This is a genomic window from Bacillus altaicus (genome assembly GCF_042136375.2).
GTDB classification, from domain to species: Bacteria; Bacillota; Bacilli; order Bacillales; family Bacillaceae_G; genus Bacillus_A; species Bacillus_A cereus_U.
Genome location: NZ_CM143394.1, coordinates 1,503,080 through 1,528,528, shown reverse-complemented (window position 1 = coordinate 1,528,528; position 25,449 = coordinate 1,503,080). Strand labels below are relative to the sequence as shown.

The following is a 25,449-nucleotide window of genomic DNA, read 5'->3' as shown; positions in this document are numbered from 1 at the left end:
GCTTCACTTTTTAATCTCTCCTTGCAGTGCTTTATTTATAACCGGAAGAATTAAGAAATCGTCATTTGAGAAAAAAAAGCTATCCATTACTGGATAGCCTCTGCTGTCTGTTTGAAATGATGTGCTTGCGTAAGTAACTCTTTCGCATGCTCTGTCGTTAAATCTGTAATTTCAACACCAGAAATCATTCGAGCAATTTCTGTTACTTTTTCATCCGTACTTAACACAGTAACCGATGTAATCGTCCGATCATTCGCCACTTGTTTTCTAATAAATAAATGCGAGTCCGCCATTGAAGCTACTTGAGGTAAGTGCGTAATACAAAGTACTTGCGAGTTTACTGATACACGATAAATTTTTTCCGCAATAGCCTGCGCAACCCGACCACTCACACCCGTATCCACTTCATCAAAAATAACAGATGCAACACCTTGATGCTTAGAAAAAATGCTTTTTAAAGCTAAAATAATACGAGATAACTCTCCGCCAGAAGCAACCTTTGAAAGTGGCTTTAACGGTTCACCCGGATTCGTTGAAATATAAAATTCCACATGATCGTAGCCATCCGCCGTAAGTTTTACCGGTGTTCCTTCCACGAGAGGTTCTTCTACATTTCCTACCCTCTTCATAATTCTCACTTCAAATTTCGTTTTTTCCATATATAGTTCTTTTAATTCTTGATGAATAGCGCTTGTAAGATGATCCGCAAGCTCATGACGCATAGTACTTAACAACGTTGCTTCTTTTACAATAACACCTTCTAATTTCGTTAACTGCTTTCTCGTCGTTTCAATATGTACGTCTTTATTTTCAATCGTAAAAATTTCTTGTTCAATTTTATCAGCATACGCTAAAATCTCTTCTACAGTATTTCCATACTTTCTCTTTAACATACGGATTTCATTCAAACGTGTTTCAATTTCATCTAGACGTTTCGGATCATATTCCATCATATCTAACTTTTCTCTAAGCTGATATGCAACTTCTTCTAATAAGTAATAACTATTTGCAATGGAATCATGATTTTCTTGATACGCTTCATCTAAGTGCGTAATACTCTCCATTTGTCCCATTGCATTTCTTACGTGATCTAATCCCTGTCCGTCTCCACTTAACGAACGATACGCATCTCCTAATGCTTTATAAATCTTTTCAAAATTGGAGATTTTTAATCGTTCCTCAGTCAATTCATATTCTTCATCCATTTTTAAATCCGCCTTATGAATTTCTTCATGTTGGAATTGAATTAAATCTAGACGGTGGGCCATTTGTTGTTCATTTTCACTTAAAGATTTCAGCTGTTTTTTTAACTTCTCATAGTCTTTATATACATTTTGATATATGGCCAATTGTTTAACAATGCGATTTCCATCAAAATGATCAAGCATAAACATATGACGCTCTTCATTCATTAAATCTTGTGTTTCATGCTGTCCATGAATATCAACTAGCGTTTTTCCAATCTCTTTTAATACGCTGAGTGTAACAAGTTTCCCATTTACACGACAGACACTTTTTCCGTTCGCAGCGATGTCACGCTTCAAAATAATCATGCCATCTTCTATTTCTATATCTAACTCTTCTGCCTTTGCGATACATGGATGCTTGTCATCTTCTACATAGAATAATCCTTCTATCTCAGCCTTTTCTGTTCCATATCGAACAAATTCTGCTGAACCACGGCCACCAACAAGCAAACTAATTGCATCAATAATAATGGATTTTCCAGCTCCTGTTTCACCACTTAAAACGGTTAAACCTTTTTGAAAAGAAATATTTAATGCCTCAATAATAGCAAAGTTTCTGATCGATAATTCCGATAACAATGCCCCATTCACCTCGTTATAAACTAATCCCCTATTAAGGGCTTTTCTCAGTATTCTTCATTCAAATAGTTATACTATATGTTTGTATGTATAAATTACTCTTCTAACCCGCTCCATTGTACCAAACATTCGTTTTACGGGTCAATCCACCTATTTTCTAACTTCATTCAAAAAAAATAATGTATTGTATTTGAAAATCCATATTTTTCGCCAATAAAAATATCTTGTTTACTTTCCACTTTACAGAGGAAAGTAAACAAGATTTTTCTGTTACAGCATATTTAAGAAACGATCAGAGACAACACCTGTATCTTCAGGTGTACGGCAAATAATTAAGCAAGTATCATCACCACAAATGGTTCCGACGATCTCATCCCACTCTAAATGATCAATAAGTGCCCCAAGTGAATGAGCGTTACCAGGCAATGTTTTTAACACCAGCATATGTCCTGCCGTGTCTAATTTTACAAATGAATCCACTAGATTTCGTTTTAATTTTTGCAACGGATTAAATCGTTGATCTGCTGGCAAGCTATATTTATAGCGACCATCATGTAATGGCACCTTCACTAAGTGCAGTTCTTTAATATCGCGCGATACTGTTGCTTGCGTTACATTAAACCCCACATTACGTAAAATATCAACTAGTTCATCTTGTGTTTCAATTTCTTTGTTCGCAATAATTTCCCTGATTTTAATATGGCGCTGACCTTTATTCATACATTTGCACCTCACACTATCTCTTACCATAGTTTAAACATTGGTATACTTCATTTATTTATGTTAACGTATAATCCGTTACTTGTATACAATTGTTTTTACAATAATTATACGATTACAACAAAAAGAGGAACAACATATGTTATTCCCCTTTCCCTTTTTGTTTTAGAACATTATGCGCTTCTGTAACAACTTGTTCAATAGAAACCGGAGAATGATTTTCGCCATTCTCACGCTCACCGTGCCACTTTAGATGAATTAAAAATTCAATATTTCCATCCCCGCCTGTAATTGGTGAGAATGTTAAACCTTCGACATTATAGCCTTCCTTAAGAGCAAAATCGACAATCATTTCCACGACAGCTTCATGTACTTTTCTATCACGAACAATGCCTTTTTTCCCGACTTGTTCTCGTCCAGCTTCAAACTGAGGTTTAATCAATGCAGCTACATCACCATTTGGCGTAAGCATTGTTTTTAAAACCGGCAATATAAGCCTTAATGATATAAATGAAACATCAATACTTGCAAACTGCGGTAAACCACGCTCTAAATCTGCCGGTGTCACGTAACGGAAGTTCGTTCGTTCCATCACAACAACACGCTCATCTTGACGCAATTTCCACGCAAGTTGATTATATCCTACATCTAATGCGTAGGATAACTTCGCACCATTTTGAAGCGCACAGTCTGTAAAACCACCAGTTGATGAACCAATATCTATCATAACTTTATCTTGTAAATCAAGTTGAAATGTTTCTAATGCCTTTTCAAGCTTATAACCACCACGGCTTACATACGGCATAACTTGCCCTTTCACCGTAATCTCCGTATCTTGCGAGATTTTCTCCCCTGGCTTATCGAGTCTCATTTCATTCGCATATACAAGACCTGCCATAACAGCACGTTTAGCCTTCTCACGCGTTTCTATAAGCCCTCGCTCTACTAATAGTACATCTACTCTTTCTTTTTTTATGCTCATTTGTTACGCCCTTTTTTGTTTTGATGGAATCATTGTATGAATACGGTCTACAACAGCATCTGTCGTTAAACCAATTTCTTCTAACAGTTTTGTTACACTACCATGCTCTATGAAGCGATCAGGAATACCCATTCGTTCAATTAAAGCACTATGGTATCCGTTCTCAGAAGCAAATTCAACTACTCCCGTTCCAAAGCCACCGATTAAACAAGCCTCTTCAATCGTTAAAATCGGTATATTTTTCCCTAAAAGCTCATGTAAATATGCCTCATCCATCGGTTTAATAAAGCGAGCATTCACTACTTTCACTGATAATCCAGTTTGTTCAAGACGCTCAGCTGCTTCCATTGCCATCGGGATTGTCGTACCAAACGTTAAAATTGCTGCTTGTGTGCCTTCTTTTAACGTTTCCCATGTACCAATTGGAATCGCCTTTAATTCTTCATCCATTTGAACGCCAAGTCCATTGCCGCGTGCATAACGTAAAGCAATCGGTCCATCTTCGTATTGCATCGCTGTATATACTAAATGTTGTCCTTCATTTTCATCTTTCGGCATCATAAGTACCATATTCGGCAAATGACGTAAAAACGAGATGTCAAATACACCTTGATGCGTTTCACCGTCTGCTCCAACTAATCCAGAACGATCTATTCCAATGAAAACATTTAAATTTTGGCGACAAATATCATGAACAACTTGGTCATATGCCCTTTGTAAAAACGTTGAATAAATTGCTAAGAATGGCTTCATTCCTTGCGTTGCCATACCAGCCGCCATTGTTGTAGCATGCTGCTCTGCAATACCTACATCAATCATACGATTCGGAAATTCTTTTTGGAATTTCTCAAGTTTCGATCCAACAGGCATTGCAGGCGTAATTGCAACGATACGTTCATCCGTTCTCGCTAGCTTAAGCACTGTTTCACTAACAACAGCACTCCATGCTGGTGCAACTTCCTTCGGTTTAACGAAGTCACCTGACTCAATTTTATACGGTCCTGTTCCATGCCAAGTTCCAATAACGTCACTCTCAGCTGGTTTATAACCTTTTCCTTTTTTCGTAATAACATGAACAAGTACTGGGCCTTTTGTTTTCTTTGCATATTGCAACGTTTCGAATAACTTTTCATAATCATGCCCATCGACCGGACCTAAATATGTAAAGCCTAATTCTTCAAAAAAGACGCCTGATACTAGTAAATATTTTAGACTATCTTTTATTTTCTCTGCTGTCGCAGCAACTTTCCCGCCGACTGCTGGGATTTTCTTCAATATATACTCTAGTTCATCTTTTACCCAATGGTACTTCCCTGCGGTACGTAAACGACCAAGTACATTATGAAGTGCACCGACGTTTGGTGCAATTGACATTTCATTGTCATTCAAAATAACAATCATGTCCGTTTTTTCATGTCCAATATGGTTCAATGCCTCTAAAGCCATTCCGCCTGTTAATGCACCATCGCCAATGATTGGTATAACGTATTCTTTCGTTTTCTTTAAATCACGTGCTAGGGCCATTCCCATTGCAGCAGATAACGACGTCGAACTATGGCCAGTTTCCCAAACATCATGCTCACTCTCGCAGCGTTTTGGAAAACCACATAGACCTTGATATTGCCTTAATGTGCCGAATTCTTTCGCACGCCCTGTTAAAATTTTATGTACATAGGATTGATGTCCTACGTCCCATAAAAATTTATCTTTCGGACTATCAAATAATTTATGCAGAGCAATTGTGAGTTCTACTACACCTAAATTAGGTGCAATATGCCCACCTGTTTGAGAGAGCTCTTCAATTAAAAACTTACGAATATCCTCACTCAACCCCTCTAGTTCACTTATAGACATATCTTTCAAAAAACTAGGGTTTTGAATTTGCGTTAGATCCACATGGATCACTCACTTTCATTTCATAATCTGTCAACATGTCAAATATTATAAGAAACATTTACACAACACAAGAAATTCTCTTTTCTATTCTTTTTATCTTGTCCTGCTTTCAGAAAACACTTCCATTTTTTCACTTATCATATTATACATCATATTTCTTTACGTGATGAAAAAAATAGCCGCTAACACGAAGTGATAACGGCAATGTAATCTACATATATTTTTGCCAATAACAAGAAAAGAAAAACCTTTTCCTACATTTATATCATAAAATGATGAATGACTCAACAAATGAAAACGCTGTTATATTAGTTATTACGTTTTGCGATTAAATCACAAATAGATAGTAAATATTCATCTTGTAATTGTAAGGAGCTAATAGAATCTTTTGCTTTTGCAATTTTCTCCTCTAAAATAGATTTTGCTCTATCTACAGTAAATAACGTCGTATATGTGCTCTTTTCGTTGGAAGCATCACTACCAATCGGTTTTCCAATCTCTTCTTCTGTTCCTTCTACATCCAAAATATCATCTCTAATTTGGAAAGCTAGACCGATATATTTCGCAAATGCAAGTAACTTCTCTTCTTGCTCTTCTGTAGCATCAGAAAGTATCGCTCCTGCAAGTACAGCAAACTCAAGCAGTTTACCTGTCTTATGCTTATGGATGTACTCTAATTCATTAATTGTAAGTCGTTTTCCTTCAGCTTCCATATCTGCCACTTGTCCAGCAACCATTCCTTCAGGTCCTGCTGCTTTCGCAAGCTCAAGTACAAGTCTTACTTTTTTTTCAGCAGAGATTTCTTTTGGCCCATATGCCATAATAACTTGAAAAGCATATGTCAACAAACCATCTCCTGCTAAAACTGCCATTGCTTCACCAAATACTTTATGATTGGTAGGCTTTCCTCGTCTTAGATCATCATCATCCATACAAGGTAAATCATCATGAATTAACGAATATGTATGAATCATTTCAAGGGCACAAGCTGCACCCACTCCAAGATTTCTTTCTTTCCCAAACGCTTGTAACGTTGCAAATAAAAGTAACGGGCGGAGACGTTTCCCACCCGCTTCCAAAGAATATGCCATCGCTTCACGAAGCACATTTGGACATTGTAATTCATTTGCATAGCTTACAAGATTTTCTTCTACGAAAGTTTTACTCTCTTTCAAAAAAGCATCAAAAGCTATATGTGTCACTATGCTTCATCTCCTAAAGCAGTAAACGGTTTAAGCTCTCCATCTTCTCCAAGGATAACTGCCATTTGTTCTTGTACATCTTTCAATTTCTCATCACAAAGCTTAGATAATTCCATGCCTTCTTTAAAATAAGAAATTGCTTCCTCTAAAGGTACATCACCTTGTTCAAGCTTAGAAACGAGATGCTCAAGCTGCGAAATTGCTTCTTCAAAGCTTAACTTATTTTCCACTATTCAATTCACGCTCCTCTATGCTTGATACGCTACAATCTAGTATTCCATCTTGTAATTGAACCGAAACAGCATCTCCAAGGCTAACATCTTTCACGCTTTTTAATACTTGTTTCTCTTCATCGTATACAAGCCCGTACCCTCTCATCATTACTTTAAGCGGGCTTAATACTTCAAGCTTTTGAGCCGCTCTCACAAATACGAACTCCTTCGTTTGAAGTAACGTTTGCATTTCACGTTGCAACTGCTTTTGCAACGTTTCAATTGCCGTTTTCGTTTGTATAATTTTTTGAGATGGGTGGTGCTTTTCTAAATAAAATGAAAGTTGCTTTAATTGATTTACTTTTTTATCTATATAACGCTCTTTCGCTAAAACAAGTTGTTCAAGAGCTCTGTCTAACTGCTCTTCTTTTTGCTCGTACACTTGCCTTGGATAACGGAACGCATAAGATTTTTGTAACACTTGCAGTTTTTCTTCTTTTTTATGTACTCTCTCTCTCATTGCTCTTTGCAATCTCAGAGTTCTTTGTAATACCTTTTCTTGTAACTCTATAATGTTAGGTACCGCCAGCTCAGCTGCTGCAGTCGGTGTTGGTGCACGTAAATCCGCGACAAAATCTGCGATTGTAAAATCCGTTTCATGACCTACAGCTGAAATAATCGGAATCTCACTTGTGAAAATTTCTCTTGCAACTACTTCCTCATTAAAGGCCCATAATTCTTCAATAGAGCCTCCACCACGTCCAACAATTAAAACATCAATATCTCCCATTTCATTCGCTGTACGAATTGCTTGTACAATCGAGGGAGCCGCTGACTCCCCTTGTACAAGTACAGGAAACACAATAACATTTCCAATTGGATAACGACGTTTAATTGTTGTTATAATATCGCGAATTGCTGCTCCTGTTGGCGACGTTATAACACCGATTGTTTTTGCATACGCAGGGATTGGACGCTTATAAACTTGAGAAAACAGCCCTTCTTCTTCTAATCGGACTTTTAATTGTTCATAAGCTAAATGAAGATTTCCAACTCCATCAGGCTGCATGTCTTGAATATAAATTTGATAAGAACCACTCGCCTCGTAAACAGAAATCTTTCCTTTTACAAGTACTTTCATTCCATTTTCCGGTCTGAATTTAATATTACGATTATGACCCGCAAACATAACCGCTGCAATTCTTGCATTTTCATCTTTCAATGTAAAATACATATGACCACGACTATGATATTTAAAGTTGGAAATTTCTCCTTTTAACCAAACAGACTGTAAATGCGGATCATACTCTATTTTTGTTTTAATATAGCGTGTTAATGCTGTAACGGTTAAATATTGTTTCTCCATTGCTCTCTCCTCATAGCCGATTCAAATTATTGACAAACAACACCTGCACGCTTTGCAGACTCCACAGTGTTGTGAAGAAGCATTGTAATAGTCATTGGGCCGACTCCTTTTGGCACAGGCGTAATGTAACCTGCAACGTCTAATACATTGTCAAAATCAACATCACCACAAAGTTTGCCTGTTTCTAAACGGTTAACACCAACATCAATTACAACCGCACCTTCTTTAATATAGTCAGCTGTTACCATTTTCGGTCGTCCAACGGCTACGATTAAAATATCAGCTAACTTCGATAATTCTTCTATATTTCGCGTCTTAGAATGACAATATGTGACAGTTGCGTTTTCATTTAAAAACAGTTGCCCCACTGGTTTACCAACAATATTACTTCTTCCAATTACAACAACATGTTTTCCAGAAATATCAAGATTCGTTTCTTTTACTAATTCTAAAATGCCATGCGGTGTACATGGAAGGAATGTGTCTTGTCCCGTCATCATACGTCCTACGCTGATTGGGTGAAATCCATCTACATCCTTTTCCGGTGAAATTCTTTCAATGATAGCTTTTTCTTCAATATGTTTTGGTAAAGGCAATTGTACCAATATGCCATTAATGCGGTCGTTTCCATTTAAGCGATCGATTTCAGCAAGCAAACGCTCCTCAGTAATCGTTTCAGGAAATTCAATTAGCTCTGAATAGATTCCTACTTGCTCACAGCCTTTTTCTTTTCCTTTTACATAAGAACGAGATGCTGGATCTTCTCCAATTAAAATAACTGCTAATCCTGGTACAATCCCTTGCTCTTTTAACTTCACAACTTCTTCTTTTAATTGTGCTCGTTTTTTCTCCGCAACTTCATTTCCTTTGATGATTACTGCTACCATTTTAAGTTTCCCCCTTAAAGAAATTACAGTGTATCTTTTATATTAGATAAAACGCCGTTAATAAAACGACGAGATTCCTCATCCCCAAATGTTTTTGCGATTTCAATTGCTTCGTTAATTGTTACATTGTGCGGAATTTCTTCCATGTATTTCATCTCACACACAGCTACACGTAAAATACTGCGATCAACAATACTAATACGCTCAAGCTTCCACTTTTTTAAATTTTGACGAATTGCTGCGTCAATCTCTTCTTTGTTGTCTACAAATCCTACAACAAGTGATTCTAGAAACTCATTTGTTTCTTCGCCTTCATCTAGCGTATTTTCCACCGCTACTTTCGGTTCTAATTCACCTGTAATATCCATTTGGTATAATGCTTGCATTGCTCTTTCTCTAGCCGTCCTACGTTTCATTGTAACTCTCCTTTATACTTCAAGTCTTTCCTTATGTTTTGTTATATTATTATAATTTATAAGCCGTCAATTCACTTACTCTTGCAGTTTTCATTGATTTTCCAACCTTATAATACAATGATAATAACACAATTTATCGTTTCACACACGGGGTACAAGGCTGAAAAATAATAAAAAGATTAACTTCAAGTTCCATATCTTATCACAATGTACGTTTTTTGGAAAAATGAAACATCTCGTTTCATTTTTCTTATTTTTTAAAATAGTATAATAATTTGAGGGTTTTAATTTGTGAAGAAATGAAACGATAAAAAAGATGCCTATTTTACTAGGCACCTTTTTTCACTCTTACACTGGTTCGATTTCTGTTTTTTGTGTTTCGAATGTTACGCCAACGATGTGAACGTTCACTTCTTTTGGCTCAAGTCCTGTCATTGTAAAGAGTGCTTGGCGAATATTGTCTTGAATTTTTTGTGCAACAACCGGAATTGCTACACCAAAATACATCACAACATAAAGGTCAACAATAATATCTTCGTTTGCTAATTCCACCTTTACACCTTTACCATGATTTTTCTTACCTAACTTCTCAACAACATCTGTAGCAAAATTACCACGCATTGCCGCTACACCTTCTACTTCAGCAGCTGCAATACCTGCAATTACTTCGATTACTTCTGGTGCAATTTCTACTTTTCCAAGAGTTGTATCTTGACCCATATCTAACATATGTTCAGCCATGAAAAAAACCTCCTTTAATGTATCACTGCGTCACAAGTTCATGCTCTTCCAAAAATTTCGTGTTAAACTCACCTTTTACAAAATCAGGATGATCTAGCAATTGCAAATGGAACGGGATTGTTGTATGTACGCCTTCAATGACAAACTCACTGAGCGCTCGCTTCATTTTTGCAATTGCCTCTTCACGTGTTTTTCCGTGAACAATTAATTTAGCAACCATCGAATCATAGAAAGGTGGTATTGAATATCCCGGATATACAGCTGAATCGACGCGAATACCAAATCCGCCTGGTGGTAAGTACATTTCTACTTTACCTGGAGATGGCATAAATTTTTTGGCAGGGTTTTCCGCATTAATTCGACATTCCATTGCCCAACCATTAAATTGTACTTCTTCTTGCTGTAACGATAACTTTTCTCCAGAAGCAACAAGAATTTGTTCTTTAATTAAATCCATCCCTGTTACCATTTCAGTAACTGGATGTTCAACTTGGATTCTCGTATTCATTTCCATGAAATAAAAGCTTTTCGTTTTATATTCATAAATAAACTCAACCGTACCAGCACCTGTATAATCAACCGCTACCGCCGCTTTAACTGCTGCGTCACCCATTTGCTTGCGAATATTCTCATCAAGTGCAGGTGATGGACTTTCTTCTACTAGTTTTTGCAGACGGCGCTGAATTGTACAATCACGCTCTCCTAAATGAATGGCATTTCCATGTGTATCTGCCATTATTTGAATCTCAACATGGCGGAAATCTTCAACGTACTTCTCTAAGTATACACCAGGGTTCCCAAAAGCGGTACTGGCTTCTTGCTGTGTAATTTGAATTCCTTTTACAAGCTCTTCTTCATGGCGCGCAACACGAATACCTTTTCCGCCGCCACCCGCAGTCGCTTTAATAATAACTGGATATCCAATTTGTTTAGCAAGCACAATCGCTTCTTCGGTATTTTTAATAATCCCTTGTGAACCTGGTACAATCGGAACCCCTGCTTCTTTCATTGTATCACGTGCAACGTCTTTTGTGCCCATCTTTGAAATAGCTTCCGGGCTTGGACCGATAAAAATCAAGTTACACTCACGGCATAATTCTGCAAAATCTGCATTCTCTGCTAAAAATCCGTATCCAGGATGAATTGCATCACAACCTGTCAATTTTGCAACGCTAATAATGTTCGTCAAATTTAAATAGCTTTCTTTCGAAATCGTTGGTCCAACACAATACGCTTCATCTGCAATTTGCACATGAAGTGACTCTTTGTCTGCTTCAGAATAAATTGCAACTGTTTCAATATCCATTTCTTTACAAGCGCGAATAATTCGTACAGCAATTTCTCCACGATTGGCTATTAATACTTTTTTTATCATCACAAAGACTCCCTTATTACGCTTTTACAAGAAATAGCGGTTGTCCATACTCAACAAGCTGTCCGTTATTAACAAGAATTTCAACAATTTCGCCCTCTACATCTGCGTCAATTTCATTAAATAATTTCATAGCTTCAACAATACATACGATAGAATCTTTCGATACTCTGTCCCCAACACTTACATATTGAGGTGTATCAGGCGAAGAAGAGGAATAAAATGTCCCTACCATCGGTGATGTGATTTTATGTAGGTTTTCATTTTGAACAGCTTTCTCTTCTTCTTTTTGCACTTCTACTTGCGCTGCCGCTACTGTTGTTTCTACTTCAACAGATGCTGCTGGTTGTACTACCTGTTTCGTTACCGGTGCTTGCACAGCAACAACTTCATTACCACGTTTTTTCATTTTGATTGTTGTACCGTCTTTTTTGTATTCAAATTCATCAATATTAGAGCTATCAATTAATTTAATTAATTCACGAACTTCTTGAATTTTAAACATGTAAAATCCACTCCCATACTCTTGTTTGTCCCGTTTTTACAGATTGGCATCAAATTGATTTACTGTAAAAATACGATGTATTCTATTAGAAAATTTATTCCTATGACATTTACTAATAGAAATATTTACTATTCCCATCTTACGCTAAATTTTTTAAACATTCCAATTTATATTTCTTTATTATAAATCGGAATTCCTGTAAAAATATTATTCCACCAAAAAATTATTACCTAGTAATAATACCAAGTTTCACACAAAATTGGCAAGACCACTTCCTAAAAAACATTCTTTACTTTTTCAAAACTGTACAGTATAAAAACGTAATTCCCTCAGCGTTCTTCATTTTATCTACGGTAAAAAACATATTTTTACCAAATATTATTTTTTTGTTTACGCGCCGTTCATTCTTCCTTCATAAAAGAATAGTATGTTCAAAGTGTAGAAAATTTATTGTAGTGAGGTGTGGACGTATGATATGGCTCATCCTGTTCTTTCCTGCCGTAGTGATTTGGGCATTGGTCCTCTTCATCCACGTCAAATCTGGAGAAAGTAATCACCATCATCATGAACCATTAATCTTTTACTCACAGCGTATTTCCCCGTTTCCAATTGAAAATACTAAAAACAACTGCAAAAAAGATGAAATAGAAAAAGGCTATCGAAAACGATAGCTTTTTTCTATTATTCTTTTATCTAATTTGAAGCAAAAACACCTATTATAATGAATATGCCACTTTATTTTACTGATGGATCAAATTTCACACCTACATCTTTTGAACCACCTTCACTTCTTACGAGCTGAATAATTTTATTCGCTTCTTTTTGTGAATGCTTTGCCGACTTGACTGTTACTTTAATGTCCGTTCCATCAGCTCTTACAAGAGCATCCTTATATCCACCTTGAGATTTAATCACTGTCTCAAGTAATTCTTGCTTCGCTTCCATTGTAGTGATTGCATCAAAGTTATCTTTCGCTTTACTCTTTTCAGTTACTGAAGATTTTGTTGAATTTATTACTTCTTGTAATCTTACTTTCTCTGCACTACGCTGATCTTCCATTTGCATACGTAACGCTGTGAAATTCTCATCGCTTGATTGAACTGTTACGTTAGCATCTTTTTTACTTGTTTCTTTTTTGTCATTCTCTTTTTTGTCTGTTTCTTTATTTGTAGTTTCCTTGCTTGTATTTTCTTTTGTTGTCTCTTTATTTGTAGTTTCTTTCGTTGTTTCTTTTGTAACTGCTTTATCAGCACCTTGCTTTTCTTGTCCCATCTTTTCACTCGTTGCCGGTGTTGCTGTATTCATTTTATCAGGAGTTGTTACATAATAAACAGATAGCACAACCACTAAACTTAACATCGTTAATAACCAAACCGTTTGTTTTTTTAACACTTTATTTCCTCCCTATCAATTTTTCGGTGATACTGAAACGCGATGAGGTGGTACATCTAATAATCGCGTCACAGCTTCTTTTACCATCGCTTTTATTTGTATATTATCCACTCCCTTTGCTACGACAAGGACACCTCGTACTTTTGGTTTCTCTGTTCGCAAAACAATTGGAGTTTCTTTATCACCTTCACGTATAATGACTGTCTTTTCATCAAGAGACTCGTCTTCTACTTCCCTTTTCCCGCCTGTTTTATCAGTTTCACCTGTCGTTTGTGAACGTTTTACTGTATTTTTCTCGAGTATTTTTTCTTCAGATGAATCTAAATTCACTTTAATAGTTACATCTTTTACTCCGGCTATCTCTTCTAAAGCAGCTTTCAATTCTTGCTCATACGCTTTTTCGTATTTTTCTAAATTTGACATATTATCATTGTTTTTTTGTCCGAAAGTTGGTACATCTTTTTCTTGGCTTTGACTTGTCTTTTCTTTAAACACAGGCACTTCTTCTTTTTTAGGTGATAAGAATTTACTAGAAAACATAAGCGCAATCCCAAGTATGAGTAGGACAAGCAAAAACTTAGGTGTTACCTTTTTTCCCTTCTCATTACTTTCTTTTTCATCCCCATTCAATAGGTTTCGAAAAAATGAGAACCTCGAATTTTTATCTTTATTGTCCATTTACGCTACCTGTCCTCCCTTCCATCTGAACTTGGATTTGTTTATCCTCTAGTTGCCACCTGCTTGAAAAGAAATCTTTCATTTCTACATTCGTTTCTTCTATTTTTTTTGGAGGTTCTTTCATATTAATTTCAATTGGCTTTACTGTTTCAATTGCATCATTTTTACTACGTTCTTTTTCTGTCAACGTCACAACCACAGATTGAATATCTTTCGCTGACTTTACTTCTTCTGCATGTTCCACTGCGACTATTTGTATTTCAGAGACTGTCATACCATACTTTTTCTCAAACTCTTTTCCTACTTCTTTCGTCATTTTGGCAGCCATCTCTTCTAAACTATATGCACGTGTTAGAGCTTGTATTTCTTTTTTCTTCGAATCTATCGAATTTTTTACAGATCCTTCTGCTACGTACTTTTCTTCATTGAAATTTGCGATAACTTCATTTACATCTGTTTGTAACAACTTAAATAGAGGCGTTAAAATTAATACGACTAACAATAGACTTACAACGAATTTAACGTATTTTTGCAAATTTGAACTTGGAAGAATAAGATGAAGCATTGTCGCTAAGAGTAAAAAAACGATAATATTTCTAATCCACTCTGTAACAAATTGCACACTCTTCACCTCCTACCGCATCATGAGAGTAATGTTCCCGGCAGCAATAATAATTGTGATACTTAAAAAGAACATAAATGATACGATAGCTAAGCAAGCAAATACGTAAATGATACTTCGTCCAATGATATCTAAACATTGAATAATTGCTCCTCCGCCTACTGGTTGCAATACTGCTGCTGCGAATTTATAAATAAACGCGATACAAAAAATTTGAATCGCTGGGAAAGCGACAATTAAGCATAAAATAACGAGCCCGATAATTCCGACTGTGTTTTTTAATAATCCAGATGCACTAATAACAGTATCCGCCGCCTCAGTAAACATCCTTCCTACTACAGGAATGAAGTTTCCTGTTACAAATTTAGCCGTTTTTACAGCTATACCATCAGCAACGGCTGACGCTGTTCCCTGTACAGATAATACGCCTAAAAAAACCGTCAAAAAGATACCAATAATCCCAACACTAACGTTTTGCAAAAGCTTGGACAATTTCGTAACTTTATATTGATCACTCATCGTGCTTACAATACTTAATATAGTTGCAAGTAATAAAAGTGGTAGAACGATATAGTTCATAAGAAGCCCACTCGTATTCATTAAGAAAATGATGATTGGATGAAAAAATGCTACAGAAACAACACCGCCGCCTGTTGCTATGAGTGCAAGTAAAATTGGTAATAACGCTAGTATGAAATCTACCATTGTTTGTATCGTCTCTCTTGCATATGTCATGACGACATAAAAACTATTTAAAGCGAAAATAATAAGTACCATGTATACGACTGCATCAGCGATTTTACTCACGCTACTCTTTGAAAAAGCAGATTGCAACGATTGCAACAATGCACTGAAAATCGTTAGCATAATGAGCGTTCCAAGTAACTTTCCATTTGCAACAAGCTCGTGAAATAAATATTTTAGTAAACCTATCATCCACTCTTTTATGGAGAACTCTTTTTCTCCCTTTACAAACTCCATAAAGCTTCCTTTTTGACTCTCTGGTAAATAGCCTCCATACTTTGTAACAAGCCCGTCCCAAAATTGCTTCACATCTTCAATTCCGAGCTTATCCAATTGTTGATCAACGACGTTTGTTTCTATAGGAGAAGCTTGTACAACAATCGGTAAAGAAAAGAAAAGGAAGCAAGCAAATAATAGCTTAGCTCCAAACTTCCTCAACATTCACTCCCCCTTATCCCGTAGGTAAAAAACCAAGAATTGTTTCAATTACAACCGTCAAAATAGGAATTGCCATGACGAGAATTAAGATTTTTCCAGCTAATTCAATTTTCGAAGCGATTGCACCTTGACCAGCATCCTTTGTAATTTGTGCACCAAACTCAGCAATATAAGCAATCCCTATAATTTTCAATAACGTTTCTACATATACGTTGCTAACCTTCGCTTCACTCGCCACTCTCTCAATCATTTGTAAAATAGAATGAATTTGATCGATTAAGAGAAGAAACATCATGCTACCAATGAACACAATAAATAACGATGTAATACTAGATTTATGCTGATTTAAAACAGCTGCTAAAAATGTAGCAACGAGGCCTAATCCGACAATTTGTATAATTTCGATTCGAACCGCCTCCTTTACTGGAAGAGAAAGACACTTTTAATCTTGTCGAATAGAGTATTAATTAAAAATGCTACATGAAACAAAATAACGACAAAACCGACAAGGATAACCCAATTCGCAATATCCTCTCGCTTTAATTCTTTTAGTACAGTATGAATGAAAGCTAAAACAATGCCGATTCCGGCGATTTGAAATATTAATCCAACATCAATGGACATCGCCTTTCTCCCCCCTATAGCAGTAAAATTACGATAAGTAGCCCTGCTAGTACCCCTAAACTCTTTATCATTTTTTCATATTGTATTTGTAATGCTTTCGCTTCTCCTTCTTCTCTCTCCAAATGTGTAATACATAAGCGAATATGTTTTTGCTGTGATTCACGATCATGTTGTCCAAGTGTTTCACCAAATTGTTGCAGTATTTCATACTCGGTTTGTTTAAACGCCGTTAACGTCCAGTTCTCCTTCAAACTATCAATCCAAGCTTCTCTAACTGTTTGCTCCCCGCCCTCTAGCCGTTTCGAAAAGCTTTGAAATATCCAATTTAATGGCTTCGGCATTTGTTTGACTAAACGCTCTGCAGCCTCAGATAACGGCGTGTGTCCATACATAATTTCAGCTTCTAATGATTGCAATGCTGCCTTCAATAACCTAAGTTGCCGCGGTCTCTCACTGTACCTTTTAGCGTATGAAAATCCGAAAAAGGTGCTAACAGCAACTATTAATACCGCACCAAATATTTTCACCATACGCCTTGAGCCTTTCTATGAGGTAATACTGATTTTCCATATTTATCTTTCACTTGCATAACCGTTCCTGGCCCTCTCGCTTTTGACAATTCCACAAACCGATCAAATACACCAATTTCCAGCACCGCCTGTAACGATGGACGTTTCACAACATCATCATAAGAAAATCCGTGTGCACTTATAAAAAGCTGAACGCCGGCATGCACCGCCTCCATAATTGCTTCACTATCTTCTTTACGTCCAATTTCATCTACGATTAATATGTCTGGGCTCATAGAACGGATCATCATCATCATTCCTTCAGCTTTTGGACAAGCGTCTAATACATCTACTCGCGTGCCAAAGTCATATTGCGGGATTCCTTTCACACAGCCCGCAATTTCTGATCGTTCATCAACAATTCCCACTTTACATGAAGGGATTTTCGAAGCACTTACACCTTGACTCATACAGCGTGCTACATCTCTTAAAAGTGTTGTTTTCCCCGTTTGCGGTGGGCCTATTACCATCGTGTTTAACCATCGTGATTCATAAAGATATGGCAGAAGCGGCTCAGCAATCCCTATTTTTTGACGGGCAATCCGAATATTAAAAGAAGAGACATCCCGAATCATTTTCACTGCACTTTTTTCTGTAATGACTTTTCCAGCTATGCCAATTCTATGTCCTCCTCGTAGTGTCACATATCCACGTTTCAATTCCTCTTCCATCGTATAGATTGAGAATTGACTTAATTTATTCAATAAATGGATTGCATCTTCCGCTGTAGCGATATAGTCATAGAAAAACACTTCTCCATGTGCGATACACTCTAGTGGCCTTCCAATTCGAACACGAATTTCCTCTAGAACATCGTATTGTTTGCAGCCTTCAACTAACTGTCTCATCGTTTTCGGTAAAACTTCTAATACTTCTTTCATAAGCTTCTCCCCACTATAATCGACTTACTATTTCAACAACGCGATAAAAATGCAGCCAATTCCAAGCGCTAGAAAAAAGAGTTTCAAGAAAGAAATCTCACTTGCTACACTCGCTATGCCAATTGTCATTGTTAAAATTAATACGGTCGGTCCAACAAACGCCAACATACCATTTATAAACAATGCTTTCTTCGCATCATTCACGTAAAGCATAAGCAAAGCGGCGAATATTTCCGCGCTACCTGAAAACAACCGAAGTAACCCCATAACAAGCACGGATGTTTCCATTGCCGCTAGCCACTGTTTCATTCTCCCACCTTCTCCCATAACAGTTACTACTTCCTTATTCTGAAAAAGAATATATTTGTACAACCATATGCAGAGGTTGTCTATTTCAGAAGTAAAAACATAATTTTTCTCTATCGACTTTATTGAAATCTGAATATTCTCATTAATTTATGGTATATTTAATAGAAAAGGAGCATAGATGATGAAGGAAATTACTTTATTACCACTCGATTTACGATATGCAAATGTGATTTTTGAGCTATCAAGTAATCCACATGTAAAAAATGCATTAGGGATAAAAGTAGAATCAGTGGAAGATACAAAGGCATTCATTCTTTTTACAATTGGAGAGGAACGAAAAAAACACTCCTTATCAAGAGTGATTGTAAGTGAGGAAAATGAAATAATTGGCCTCACGACACTTAAACATATTAATTACGAACAAAAGCACTCACATATTGGAAGTTGGCTCGGCTATCAATATTGGGGAAGAGGATATAACGAAGCTGCTAAAAAAGAGATTTTAAAAATCTCTTTTTTAGACTTGCAACTTACATACGTATTTGCCGGTGCTAAAACGATTAACATTCGCTCTTTAAAAGCACAAGAGAAACTACCTTACATTTCATTACATGCGGAAAAACAATTTCCAGACGTACACGCTGCTTTGGAGAAAGAAGTAAAATCACCTTGCGTACTGCATGTTGTATCATACGAAAAATTTTCAAATTGGTTGGAAGTACGAAATGAGGGGGAAAAATATGAAGGGATTGAAAATTAGTTTAACAATTGTAGTAGAGTTAGCTATTATTTATCTTTTTTCCAAAATGGTCGGCTGGTCATTTATGGAGAGCTTTTTCCTTGGCAGTCTAGCAATATTTGCAATTACAGAATTTATGATGCGGGAAAGCCCACGCAGGACTTTAGTCCGTCTTTAGACGTGGGATGAAAGCATCGTTTTTGCATAGCAAAACATGGTATACTTTATTTATAGTCATGCAAAAGACTCTAAAACGACTGTTCTCTGAAAACAGAATACATATGAGGTTGGGGTAGCAAATTCTTCTACTCCGTAAAATGTATTAAGTCGTCATGCAAAAGACGTAAAAACATTTGAGAACCAACAATCTGTACGGTATGGTCACAGTACCGTAGCCCACGAACCTATATGGTCTGTTGTGGGAGTGGTGATGGCACACCGCAATCTTGCACGTCAGCGATACCAGAAATGGACTTCGCCTTTGGTAGCAAGAATCCCACTGACGTTAGTCAGCTTGCCCCTTTAGGGGTGGGAGTGTCAAGTGGTTAATTATTATGAGTAACTTTAAAAATAACAATATGGATCATGCAACGAATAAAACTTTTACCGGTGTTGAAACTGGTGAAATACGACCATTTCAAATTGTTTTGACTCCATATATTATGGGTACCCTTTCACTCGTCACAGTTAGTTTTGTTATAACCACAATTTATTATCTTCCCTATTTCCTATAAAGTGAAACTATAATCAGTGGGGGAGTTGTTCATCCCCCACTGATTATTAGCCCGCAAATAACGGGATAAAAAAAGCACTCGTGATAATCACGAGTGCTTTTCTACTATGCACGAGAAACGTATTTACCTTCACCAGTGTTGATGATAAGCATTTCGCCTTCGTTAATGAAGATTGGTACTTGTACAACAAGACCAGTTTCTAATTTAGCTGGTTTTGTTACGTTAGAAGCTGTGTCACCTTTAATACCAGGCTCTGTTTCTGCCACTGTTAATTCAACTGTGTTCGGAAGTTCAACACCAAGTACTTCATCTTGGTATGTCATAATAGATACTCCCATGTTTTCTTTTAAGAATTTTAATTCGCGCTCGATTTGGTTTTCGCCAAGTTCGATTTGCTCATAAGTTTCGTTATCCATAAATACGTGAGACTCACCGCTCGCGTATAAGTATTGCATACGACGGTTTTCGATGTGTGCTTTTTCTACTTTTTCACCTGCACGGAATGTTTTCTCTTGAACAGATCCTGTGCGAAGGTTACGTAGTTTAGAGCGAACGAATGCAGCACCTTTACCTGGCTTTACGTGTTGGAAATCCATTACTTGCCAAAGGGCATTGTCCACTGAAATTGTTAAACCTGTACGAAAATCGTTTACTGAAATCATGTAAAAAAATCCTCCTGTGTATTACAAAATAATAAGTTCTTTTGGTGATTTCGTTATTACTTCATTACCTTCACTTGTTACAATGATATCATCTTCGATACGTACCCCGCCAACACCTGGAATATAAATACCTGGTTCTACTGTTACAGCCATACCTGGTTCAAGTACTGTATCAGAACGGAACGCTAAACCTGGTGCTTCATGGATTTCAAGACCGATTCCATGACCAGTAGAGTGTCCGAAGTATTCACCATATCCTTTTTCCGTTATGTAATCACGCGTTAATGCATCAGCCTCACGACCCGTTAAACCAGCTTTAATACCGTTCACACCACGTAGTTGTGCTTCTAAAACGATATTATAAATTTCTTTTAATTTATCAGATGGTTCACCGACTGCAATCGTACGAGTAATATCAGAGCAATATCCTTTGTAATAAGCACCGAAGTCTAATGTGACGAAATCTCCTTTTTCTATCACTTTTTCAGATGCCACGCCGTGCGGTAATGCCGAACGAAGACCTGAAGCAACGATAATATCAAACGAAGAAGATGTTGCTCCTTGTTTTCTCATGAAAAATTCAAGTTCATTTGACACTTCAATTTCAGATACTCCCGGGCGAATGAATGATAGAATATGCTCAAAGGCAGCATCTGCAATCTGTGCAGCTTCCTTTAATATCTTAATCTCTGAATCAGTCTTTATCAAGCGTAACTTTTCTACAAGCCCAGAAGTTGGGATGAATTCAGCTTCGATCGCTTCATTATGCGTTACGTAAGAGCTATATGTAAGAGTATCTTGCTCAAATCCTAGCTTTTGAATTCCAAGTTCTTTAACTTGTTTCGCAACTTCATCAAGAATTAATCCTGCATGCTGCACTATTTCGTATCCAACCGCTTGCTTACTAGCTTGCTCTACATAACGGAAATCTGTAATAAATAGAGCACGCTCTTTTGAAATCAGTACAACACCAGCTGTTCCTGTGAAATTCGCCATATATCTACGGCTATGTTCATTCGTTAATACGATACCGTCAATACCAGCCTCATCAAACGCACTTCTTAATCTCTCGATCTTTTCCATTACTTTATGCCTCCCTCAATTTCTCCATTAATGCAAATAGCGCTAGCTTATAGCCATAAAAACCAAATCCAACAATTTGTCCCGCACAAACAGCCGCTGTCACAGATTCATGACGAAACGACTCACGCTGATGAATGTTAGAAATATGTACTTCAATAACTGGAATCGACACACTTGCGATAGCATCCCGAATCGCGTAGCTATAATGCGTAAATGCTCCAGGATTTAAAATGATCCCTTCATATATATCTTCAGCCTCATGAATAATGTCAATAAGAGCACCTTCATGATTCGATTGGAAACATTCTAATTCCACTCCCATTTTTTCTGCTTCTTGTTTCATATCTGCTTCAAGCGTCGCTAACGTTCCTTTTCCGTATACATTTACTTCCCTAACGCCAAGGCGATTTAGGTTCGGACCGTTTACGAGGAGTAACTTTTTCATTTTCTTAAAACTCCTTAATATTAAAGAATGTCTATACGACATTTTAACATAGGAATCACTTGTTTGAATAGTTTGTCTTCTCGAGCCCTTCTCCTCTATTCGTATTATTCGATTCGAATGCTACAGAATACGAAATAAAAACACCATATAATATAAAGATACATATTGTCGTTACAATTGTTTCTTTCGGTAAATGGAGTGCACTTTTAATAACAGGTGCCATTAGCCCCATCCCCAAAAATAATAATGCCCACCAAAACAAACCGTATAGTACGCCAGGTAATACTCCTTCAAACTTTTTAAAAAGAGCTTTATAAAGAAATGCCACTAAAATTGAAAGAAGTCCCATACAAACGATACCTAGTACATTTCCCCAAACCCCTTCTTTCCAATCTCCAAATGCAAACGGTAAAAGTAAATAGTTAGGGCCAGCTTCTGTAAATGAGAATATATGAAGGAAATACCATATACCTCCCCAAAATAAGCCACCAAATAAACCAATTTGTACAAAGTTTCTTATTGTTGATTGTTCTTGATTCACATTGACACCTCCGCTCAATAGTATGCCCGAAACTATTTTGAAGCATGTTTAAATCCTGCAAAATTTGTCTATAAAAAGAATAAGAAATGTCCGACTCTCGTAACATTTTCACTTGTCATCTGCCTGTATTTGCCGATAAAATAAAGGAAACTCGGTGATTGTCTTATTTCAAGATGACAGAACCAAGTATGACAATTGCCTCTTTTTCTACATAAGAGAGAAACAAATACAGGTTGGTGTTAACATGGCAGAAGAGTCAAAACAAATATATGGCGGGCAGGCAGTCATAGAAGGAGTTATGTTTGGCGGTAGAGAATATACTGTTACAGCGGTTCGTCGTAAAGATAAATCGATTGAATTTTATCGTTTACCACGCGTTCGTAATAAAGCATTGTCTCTACTAAAGAAGATTCCATTTTTACGAGGTATTGCCGCTATTGTGGATGCAAGTGCGAATGGAGCGAAACATTTAAACTTTGCTTCAGAACGATTTGATGTCCACCCAGAAGATGATGAACAATTTGCAAATAAAAAAGAAGAACAATCAAAATTAACGATGGTATTAGGAGTTGCAGCAGTTGGCGTTTTATCGTTCATATTCGGTAAAGTAATTTTCACAGCAGTTCCTGCACTTTTAGCTGAATTAACGAGACCGATTTTCCCATCTCATACAGGGCAAATCATTGTCGAAAGTGTCATTAAGCTCATGCTATTATTGAGCTATATATACTTCATTTCTTTAACCCCACTTATTAAGCGGGTATTTCAGTACCACGGTGCGGAACATAAAGTAATCAATGCTTATGAGAATAATCTTCCACTGACTGTAGAAAATGTTCAAAAGCAAACTCGCCTCCATTATCGCTGTGGCAGTAGCTTTATTATATTTACGGTCATTATTGGAATGTTTGTCTATTTCCTCGTCCCTACAGATCCGCTTTGGGCAAGGGTAGTAAACCGAATTTTATTAATTCCAGTTGTTCTCGGTATTTCTTTTGAAGTATTACAATTTACCAATCGATTACGAGATGTCCCTATTTTACGAGTACTTGGATATCCAGGATTATGGCTGCAACTATTAACAACAAAAGAACCAACAGATGATCAAGCGGAAGTTGCAATCGCATCGTTTGAAGAATTATTACGTTTAGAAAACAAACAATAATTATTTAAAAATGGTGTTCAACTCCTTTCCTCATCGTTAATATACTAATTTTAATATATGTTTTTAGGAGGTGTCCCTTATGAACGGTCGTTCGTTTACATTCGCTATATTTGTGCTTATTATCGGATTAGCAATATTCGGCCTTGTTTCATCTGTTATTACAAATCCAATGCTAGTATTGAAAAACATTGGTATCATGTTAGCTGTCGTCGGTATCTTTTACTTACTCTACAAAATGTTTACAAACTCTAGTGGTTCTGCAAATTCGCAAAGCTCATATAAGCGTGCAGCGAAACACTCGAACCGCAAACACGGGAAACAAAATGTAGCACCCCTAAGTAATTCTTTCTTGAAACGAAATGCTTCTGATGACAAGGGGAAAAAGGGTAATTCTCCATCGTTGAAAAGAAAAAGAAAACAATCTCATTTAACTGTCATTGAAGGTAAAAAAAACAAAAAGAAAGACCGTGCTTCCTTTTAGGAAATACGGTCTTTTTTTATCCCGGTTGGTACGGGGCTAATAATCAGTGGAAGATGAGCCTCCCTACTGATTAAAGTTTCACTTTATATGTTGAAGCACTTCTTTCAAACTTTTTTCTTTCATACTTTCGATACGAAGGTGATGGTTTTCAAATTGCAAATTTCTTGTCACATCATTAGGCACGACGATACATTTTAATCCTGCTGCAACCGCTGCTTTCAATCCATTTAATGAATCTTCAAATACAACAGCTTCTGACAGTTCAATTCCTAATTCTTCTATCGTAACTTTATAAAGAGCTGGATCTGGTTTTACCTTCTCTACATCTTCTCGCGTTTTAATCACTTCAAAATAATCTCTAATTTGTAGCTCTTCTAAAAAACGAACGACCCACTCCCTAGATGAACTAGAGGCTAATGCGATTTTCAATCCAAGTTCTTTCGCTTCTTCTAAATATTCTTTTACCCCGTCACGCGCTTTTGGTATTTTCATTTTCTCTTTATGTAAAGTTGTTACTTTTTCCTTTAATGCATGCTCGTTAAATTTTTCTTTTAATTGCTCTTTTAAATATGCATAAAGCACTTCATCTGTCGTTCCAATACATTTTGCAAATTCCTCTAAAGGTAACTCGCCGCCGTATTCACGAACAGCATCTCGGAAAGAGTAAAACCATATTGTTTCTGTGTCCACAATTAATCCATCAAAATCAAAAATAATGGCTTTCATTATTCTCCCGTCCTTTTCGATTGAAATAAAAAAGGAAACGCCACACGTTCCCCTTAATTACTTTTCTCTTCATTTGCTTTTTGAACACCACGAAGTGTTTCTACTCGAACTTCATCTTGTTCAAAGTATTTTACTAAATCACCGATACGGTCAATTGATTCCCAACTTAAATGATGTTCAATTCCTTCTACATCATTATAAATTTTGCTTTCATCCACACCGATAATGCGCATAAACTGTTCTAACAATTCATGACGATATACGAGACGTTCTCCGATTTTTTTACCTTTTGATGTTAATACAAGCCCTCTATATTTTTCATAAATTAGATATTCGTCTTTGTCTAATTTTTGTACCATTTTTGTTACAGAGGATGGATGTACACTAAGCGCTTCAGCAATATCAGATACACGGGCATAACCCTTTTCATCAATCAACAAATAAATTTGTTCAATATAATCTTCCATACTAGGGGTAGGCATCGGTTTCCT

Annotated in this window: 32 protein-coding genes and 1 pseudogene; 6 read left to right on the top strand and 27 right to left on the bottom strand. The window is 36.7% G+C overall.

From position 1 onward, the window contains the following. Window positions 1–86: 86 nt before the first annotated feature. The 12 genes from recN to accB form a co-directional block, all read right to left on the bottom strand. A complete protein-coding gene (recN, locus tag ACE38F_RS08085) occupies window positions 87–1,826 on the bottom strand; it encodes a DNA repair protein RecN (RefSeq protein WP_215554157.1) in 1,740 nt (579 codons plus the stop codon). A gap of 270 nt (window positions 1,827–2,096) precedes the next feature. Continuing rightward, window positions 2,097–2,546 (bottom strand): arginine repressor ArgR, encoded by a 450-nt coding sequence (gene argR / locus ACE38F_RS08080; RefSeq protein ID WP_002015076.1) that lies wholly within the window; start codon window positions 2,544–2,546, stop codon window positions 2,097–2,099. A gap of 142 nt (window positions 2,547–2,688) precedes the next feature. Next, window positions 2,689–3,528: a TlyA family RNA methyltransferase gene (locus ACE38F_RS08075; protein ID WP_002160533.1), complete on the bottom strand. Its 840-nt coding sequence runs from the start codon at window positions 3,526–3,528 to the stop codon at window positions 2,689–2,691. A gap of 3 nt (window positions 3,529–3,531) precedes the next feature. Beyond that, window positions 3,532–5,424, bottom strand: a complete 1,893-nt coding sequence (gene dxs / locus ACE38F_RS08070) for a 1-deoxy-D-xylulose-5-phosphate synthase (RefSeq protein WP_215554158.1) — start codon at window positions 5,422–5,424, stop codon at window positions 3,532–3,534. 308 nt (window positions 5,425–5,732) lie between these two features. Further along, entirely contained in the window at window positions 5,733–6,626 is an 894-nt protein-coding gene (ispA, locus tag ACE38F_RS08065; RefSeq protein ID WP_215554159.1) for a (2E,6E)-farnesyl diphosphate synthase, read from the bottom strand. After that, complete coding sequence (gene xseB / locus ACE38F_RS08060; RefSeq protein WP_000428422.1) at window positions 6,626–6,856, bottom strand: exodeoxyribonuclease VII small subunit; 231 nt, start codon at window positions 6,854–6,856, stop codon at window positions 6,626–6,628. The genes ispA and xseB overlap by 1 nt, the downstream gene beginning before the upstream one ends. Continuing rightward, the gene (xseA, locus tag ACE38F_RS08055) at window positions 6,846–8,204 is read right to left on the bottom strand and encodes an exodeoxyribonuclease VII large subunit (protein ID WP_215554160.1); all 1,359 of its coding nucleotides are present in this window, start codon (window positions 8,202–8,204) and stop codon (window positions 6,846–6,848) included. Before xseA ends, xseB begins: the two co-directional genes overlap by 11 nt. Before the next feature lie 26 nt (window positions 8,205–8,230). Beyond that, window positions 8,231–9,091: a bifunctional methylenetetrahydrofolate dehydrogenase/methenyltetrahydrofolate cyclohydrolase FolD gene (folD, locus tag ACE38F_RS08050; protein WP_375369508.1), complete on the bottom strand. Its 861-nt coding sequence runs from the start codon at window positions 9,089–9,091 to the stop codon at window positions 8,231–8,233. Between the two features lie 23 nt (window positions 9,092–9,114). After that, complete coding sequence (nusB, locus tag ACE38F_RS08045) at window positions 9,115–9,507, bottom strand: N utilization substance protein NusB (RefSeq protein ID WP_002067080.1); 393 nt, start codon at window positions 9,505–9,507, stop codon at window positions 9,115–9,117. Window positions 9,508–9,855: 348 nt separating this feature from the next. Further along, entirely contained in the window at window positions 9,856–10,248 is a 393-nt protein-coding gene (locus tag ACE38F_RS08040; protein ID WP_000807630.1) for an Asp23/Gls24 family envelope stress response protein, read from the bottom strand. 22 nt (window positions 10,249–10,270) lie between these two features. After that, a complete protein-coding gene (gene accC, locus ACE38F_RS08035; RefSeq protein ID WP_215554162.1) occupies window positions 10,271–11,623 on the bottom strand; it encodes an acetyl-CoA carboxylase biotin carboxylase subunit in 1,353 nt (450 codons plus the stop codon). Between the two features lie 16 nt (window positions 11,624–11,639). Beyond that, window positions 11,640–12,125, bottom strand: a complete 486-nt coding sequence (gene accB / locus ACE38F_RS08030) for an acetyl-CoA carboxylase biotin carboxyl carrier protein (RefSeq protein ID WP_375369511.1) — start codon at window positions 12,123–12,125, stop codon at window positions 11,640–11,642. Between the two features lie 470 nt (window positions 12,126–12,595). Between accB and ACE38F_RS08025 the strand changes: the two genes are divergently transcribed. After that, on the top strand, window positions 12,596–12,796 hold the full coding sequence (locus ACE38F_RS08025; protein ID WP_375369513.1) for a DNA recombination protein RecO: 201 nt from the start codon (window positions 12,596–12,598) through the stop codon (window positions 12,794–12,796). A 64-nt stretch (window positions 12,797–12,860) separates the two neighbouring features. On the opposite strand, the gene ACE38F_RS08020 is transcribed toward ACE38F_RS08025, so the two are convergent. The 9 genes from ACE38F_RS08020 to ACE38F_RS07980 are packed head-to-tail and all read right to left on the bottom strand — an operon-like array spanning window position 12,861 to window position 18,382. Then, window positions 12,861–13,517, bottom strand: coding sequence for a SpoIIIAH-like family protein (locus ACE38F_RS08020; protein ID WP_375369514.1), 657 nt, complete (start codon window positions 13,515–13,517; stop codon window positions 12,861–12,863). Window positions 13,518–13,532: 15 nt separating this feature from the next. Then, window positions 13,533–14,195 (bottom strand): stage III sporulation protein AG, encoded by a 663-nt coding sequence (gene spoIIIAG, locus ACE38F_RS08015; RefSeq protein WP_215554165.1) that lies wholly within the window; start codon window positions 14,193–14,195, stop codon window positions 13,533–13,535. Further along, window positions 14,185–14,817 carry a stage III sporulation protein AF gene (gene spoIIIAF, locus ACE38F_RS08010; protein ID WP_215554166.1) on the bottom strand — a complete coding sequence of 211 codons (633 nt, stop codon included), beginning with the start codon at window positions 14,815–14,817 and terminating at the stop codon, window positions 14,185–14,187. Before spoIIIAF ends, spoIIIAG begins: the two co-directional genes overlap by 11 nt. 12 nt (window positions 14,818–14,829) lie before the next feature. Beyond that, entirely contained in the window at window positions 14,830–16,002 is a 1,173-nt protein-coding gene (gene spoIIIAE / locus ACE38F_RS08005) for a stage III sporulation protein AE (protein ID WP_002111760.1), read from the bottom strand. A 10-nt stretch (window positions 16,003–16,012) separates the two neighbouring features. Continuing rightward, entirely contained in the window at window positions 16,013–16,396 is a 384-nt protein-coding gene (gene spoIIIAD / locus ACE38F_RS08000) for a stage III sporulation protein AD (RefSeq protein WP_078172833.1), read from the bottom strand. A gap of 23 nt (window positions 16,397–16,419) precedes the next feature. Beyond that, window positions 16,420–16,623: a stage III sporulation protein AC gene (gene spoIIIAC / locus ACE38F_RS07995; protein ID WP_000020914.1), complete on the bottom strand. Its 204-nt coding sequence runs from the start codon at window positions 16,621–16,623 to the stop codon at window positions 16,420–16,422. Window positions 16,624–16,637: 14 nt separating this feature from the next. After that, on the bottom strand, window positions 16,638–17,153 hold the full coding sequence (spoIIIAB, locus tag ACE38F_RS07990; RefSeq protein WP_215554167.1) for a stage III sporulation protein SpoIIIAB: 516 nt from the start codon (window positions 17,151–17,153) through the stop codon (window positions 16,638–16,640). Then, window positions 17,147–18,073, bottom strand: a complete 927-nt coding sequence (gene spoIIIAA / locus ACE38F_RS07985) for a stage III sporulation protein AA (protein WP_375369515.1) — start codon at window positions 18,071–18,073, stop codon at window positions 17,147–17,149. The genes spoIIIAB and spoIIIAA overlap by 7 nt, the downstream gene beginning before the upstream one ends. A gap of 27 nt (window positions 18,074–18,100) precedes the next feature. Next, a complete protein-coding gene (locus tag ACE38F_RS07980) occupies window positions 18,101–18,382 on the bottom strand; it encodes a YqhV family protein (RefSeq protein ID WP_000816054.1) in 282 nt (93 codons plus the stop codon). A 178-nt stretch (window positions 18,383–18,560) separates the two neighbouring features. Here ACE38F_RS07980 and ACE38F_RS07975 point away from each other — a divergent pair, with 178 nt between their 5' ends. From ACE38F_RS07975 to ACE38F_RS07965, 3 genes and pseudogenes are all read left to right on the top strand, one after another. Beyond that, window positions 18,561–19,142, top strand: a complete 582-nt coding sequence (locus tag ACE38F_RS07975; RefSeq protein WP_375369517.1) for a GNAT family N-acetyltransferase — start codon at window positions 18,561–18,563, stop codon at window positions 19,140–19,142. After that, complete coding sequence (locus ACE38F_RS07970) at window positions 19,123–19,299, top strand: hypothetical protein (protein ID WP_375369635.1); 177 nt, start codon at window positions 19,123–19,125, stop codon at window positions 19,297–19,299. Before ACE38F_RS07975 ends, ACE38F_RS07970 begins: the two co-directional genes overlap by 20 nt. A gap of 355 nt (window positions 19,300–19,654) precedes the next feature. Beyond that, window positions 19,655–19,855: pseudogene (locus tag ACE38F_RS07965) on the top strand (hypothetical protein); the annotation flags it as partial. Window positions 19,856–19,959: 104 nt separating this feature from the next. Here ACE38F_RS07965 and efp read toward each other — a convergent pair. From efp to ACE38F_RS07945, 4 genes are read right to left on the bottom strand one after another with little or no spacing between them, the layout of a single operon-like run. Next, window positions 19,960–20,517 (bottom strand): elongation factor P, encoded by a 558-nt coding sequence (gene efp / locus ACE38F_RS07960; RefSeq protein ID WP_201031770.1) that lies wholly within the window; start codon window positions 20,515–20,517, stop codon window positions 19,960–19,962. Window positions 20,518–20,538: 21 nt separating this feature from the next. After that, entirely contained in the window at window positions 20,539–21,600 is a 1,062-nt protein-coding gene (pepQ, locus tag ACE38F_RS07955; RefSeq protein ID WP_002015050.1) for a Xaa-Pro dipeptidase, read from the bottom strand. 4 nt (window positions 21,601–21,604) lie between these two features. Next, window positions 21,605–22,045: a type II 3-dehydroquinate dehydratase gene (gene aroQ / locus ACE38F_RS07950; RefSeq protein ID WP_215554171.1), complete on the bottom strand. Its 441-nt coding sequence runs from the start codon at window positions 22,043–22,045 to the stop codon at window positions 21,605–21,607. Between the two features lie 55 nt (window positions 22,046–22,100). Beyond that, complete coding sequence (locus tag ACE38F_RS07945; RefSeq protein ID WP_002160520.1) at window positions 22,101–22,586, bottom strand: YqhR family membrane protein; 486 nt, start codon at window positions 22,584–22,586, stop codon at window positions 22,101–22,103. Window positions 22,587–22,830: 244 nt separating this feature from the next. Here ACE38F_RS07945 and ACE38F_RS07940 point away from each other — a divergent pair, with 244 nt between their 5' ends. Both ACE38F_RS07940 and ACE38F_RS07935 read left to right on the top strand, forming a co-directional pair. Next, entirely contained in the window at window positions 22,831–23,751 is a 921-nt protein-coding gene (locus tag ACE38F_RS07940) for a DUF1385 domain-containing protein (protein ID WP_215554172.1), read from the top strand. A gap of 79 nt (window positions 23,752–23,830) precedes the next feature. Then, a complete protein-coding gene (locus ACE38F_RS07935; RefSeq protein ID WP_215554173.1) occupies window positions 23,831–24,232 on the top strand; it encodes an SA1362 family protein in 402 nt (133 codons plus the stop codon). Window positions 24,233–24,310: 78 nt separating this feature from the next. Here ACE38F_RS07935 and ACE38F_RS07930 read toward each other — a convergent pair whose 3' ends face one another. Together ACE38F_RS07930 and mntR are read right to left on the bottom strand one after the other, a co-directional pair. Next, the gene (locus tag ACE38F_RS07930; protein WP_215554174.1) at window positions 24,311–24,958 is read right to left on the bottom strand and encodes an HAD family hydrolase; all 648 of its coding nucleotides are present in this window, start codon (window positions 24,956–24,958) and stop codon (window positions 24,311–24,313) included. Window positions 24,959–25,011: 53 nt separating this feature from the next. Continuing rightward, window positions 25,012–25,440 carry a transcriptional regulator MntR gene (mntR, locus tag ACE38F_RS07925; RefSeq protein WP_375369518.1) on the bottom strand — a complete coding sequence of 143 codons (429 nt, stop codon included), beginning with the start codon at window positions 25,438–25,440 and terminating at the stop codon, window positions 25,012–25,014. Window positions 25,441–25,449: the final 9 nt, after the last annotated feature.

Excerpts from the sequence above, each read along its gene's own strand:
- argR (WP_002015076.1), bottom strand. The coding sequence starts at position 2,546 with ATGAATAAAGGTCAGCGCCATATTAAAATCAGGGAAATTATTGCGAAC.
- ACE38F_RS08075 (WP_002160533.1), bottom strand. The coding sequence starts at position 3,528 with ATGAGCATAAAAAAAGAAAGAGTAGATGTACTATTAGTAGAGCGAGGG.
- xseA (WP_215554160.1), bottom strand. The coding sequence starts at position 8,204 with ATGGAGAAACAATATTTAACCGTTACAGCATTAACACGCTATATTAAA.
- folD (WP_375369508.1), bottom strand. The coding sequence starts at position 9,091 with ATGGTAGCAGTAATCATCAAAGGAAATGAAGTTGCGGAGAAAAAACGA.
- nusB (WP_002067080.1), bottom strand. The coding sequence starts at position 9,507 with ATGAAACGTAGGACGGCTAGAGAAAGAGCAATGCAAGCATTATACCAA.
- ACE38F_RS08040 (WP_000807630.1), bottom strand. The coding sequence starts at position 10,248 with ATGGCTGAACATATGTTAGATATGGGTCAAGATACAACTCTTGGAAAA.
- accC (WP_215554162.1), bottom strand. The coding sequence starts at position 11,623 with ATGATAAAAAAAGTATTAATAGCCAATCGTGGAGAAATTGCTGTACGA.
- accB (WP_375369511.1), bottom strand. The coding sequence starts at position 12,125 with ATGTTTAAAATTCAAGAAGTTCGTGAATTAATTAAATTAATTGATAGC.
- ACE38F_RS08025 (WP_375369513.1), top strand. The coding sequence starts at position 12,596 with ATGATATGGCTCATCCTGTTCTTTCCTGCCGTAGTGATTTGGGCATTG.
- spoIIIAG (WP_215554165.1), bottom strand. The coding sequence starts at position 14,195 with ATGGACAATAAAGATAAAAATTCGAGGTTCTCATTTTTTCGAAACCTA.
- spoIIIAE (WP_002111760.1), bottom strand. The coding sequence starts at position 16,002 with ATGTTGAGGAAGTTTGGAGCTAAGCTATTATTTGCTTGCTTCCTTTTC.
- spoIIIAC (WP_000020914.1), bottom strand. The coding sequence starts at position 16,623 with ATGTCCATTGATGTTGGATTAATATTTCAAATCGCCGGAATCGGCATT.
- spoIIIAB (WP_215554167.1), bottom strand. The coding sequence starts at position 17,153 with ATGGTGAAAATATTTGGTGCGGTATTAATAGTTGCTGTTAGCACCTTT.
- spoIIIAA (WP_375369515.1), bottom strand. The coding sequence starts at position 18,073 with ATGAAAGAAGTATTAGAAGTTTTACCGAAAACGATGAGACAGTTAGTT.
- ACE38F_RS07980 (WP_000816054.1), bottom strand. The coding sequence starts at position 18,382 with ATGAAACAGTGGCTAGCGGCAATGGAAACATCCGTGCTTGTTATGGGG.
- ACE38F_RS07975 (WP_375369517.1), top strand. The coding sequence starts at position 18,561 with ATGATGAAGGAAATTACTTTATTACCACTCGATTTACGATATGCAAAT.
- ACE38F_RS07970 (WP_375369635.1), top strand. The coding sequence starts at position 19,123 with ATGAAGGGATTGAAAATTAGTTTAACAATTGTAGTAGAGTTAGCTATT.
- efp (WP_201031770.1), bottom strand. The coding sequence starts at position 20,517 with ATGATTTCAGTAAACGATTTTCGTACAGGTTTAACAATTTCAGTGGAC.
- pepQ (WP_002015050.1), bottom strand. The coding sequence starts at position 21,600 with ATGGAAAAGATCGAGAGATTAAGAAGTGCGTTTGATGAGGCTGGTATT.
- aroQ (WP_215554171.1), bottom strand. The coding sequence starts at position 22,045 with ATGAAAAAGTTACTCCTCGTAAACGGTCCGAACCTAAATCGCCTTGGC.
- ACE38F_RS07940 (WP_215554172.1), top strand. The coding sequence starts at position 22,831 with ATGGCAGAAGAGTCAAAACAAATATATGGCGGGCAGGCAGTCATAGAA.
- ACE38F_RS07935 (WP_215554173.1), top strand. The coding sequence starts at position 23,831 with ATGAACGGTCGTTCGTTTACATTCGCTATATTTGTGCTTATTATCGGA.
- ACE38F_RS07930 (WP_215554174.1), bottom strand. The coding sequence starts at position 24,958 with ATGAAAGCCATTATTTTTGATTTTGATGGATTAATTGTGGACACAGAA.
- mntR (WP_375369518.1), bottom strand. The coding sequence starts at position 25,440 with ATGCCTACCCCTAGTATGGAAGATTATATTGAACAAATTTATTTGTTG.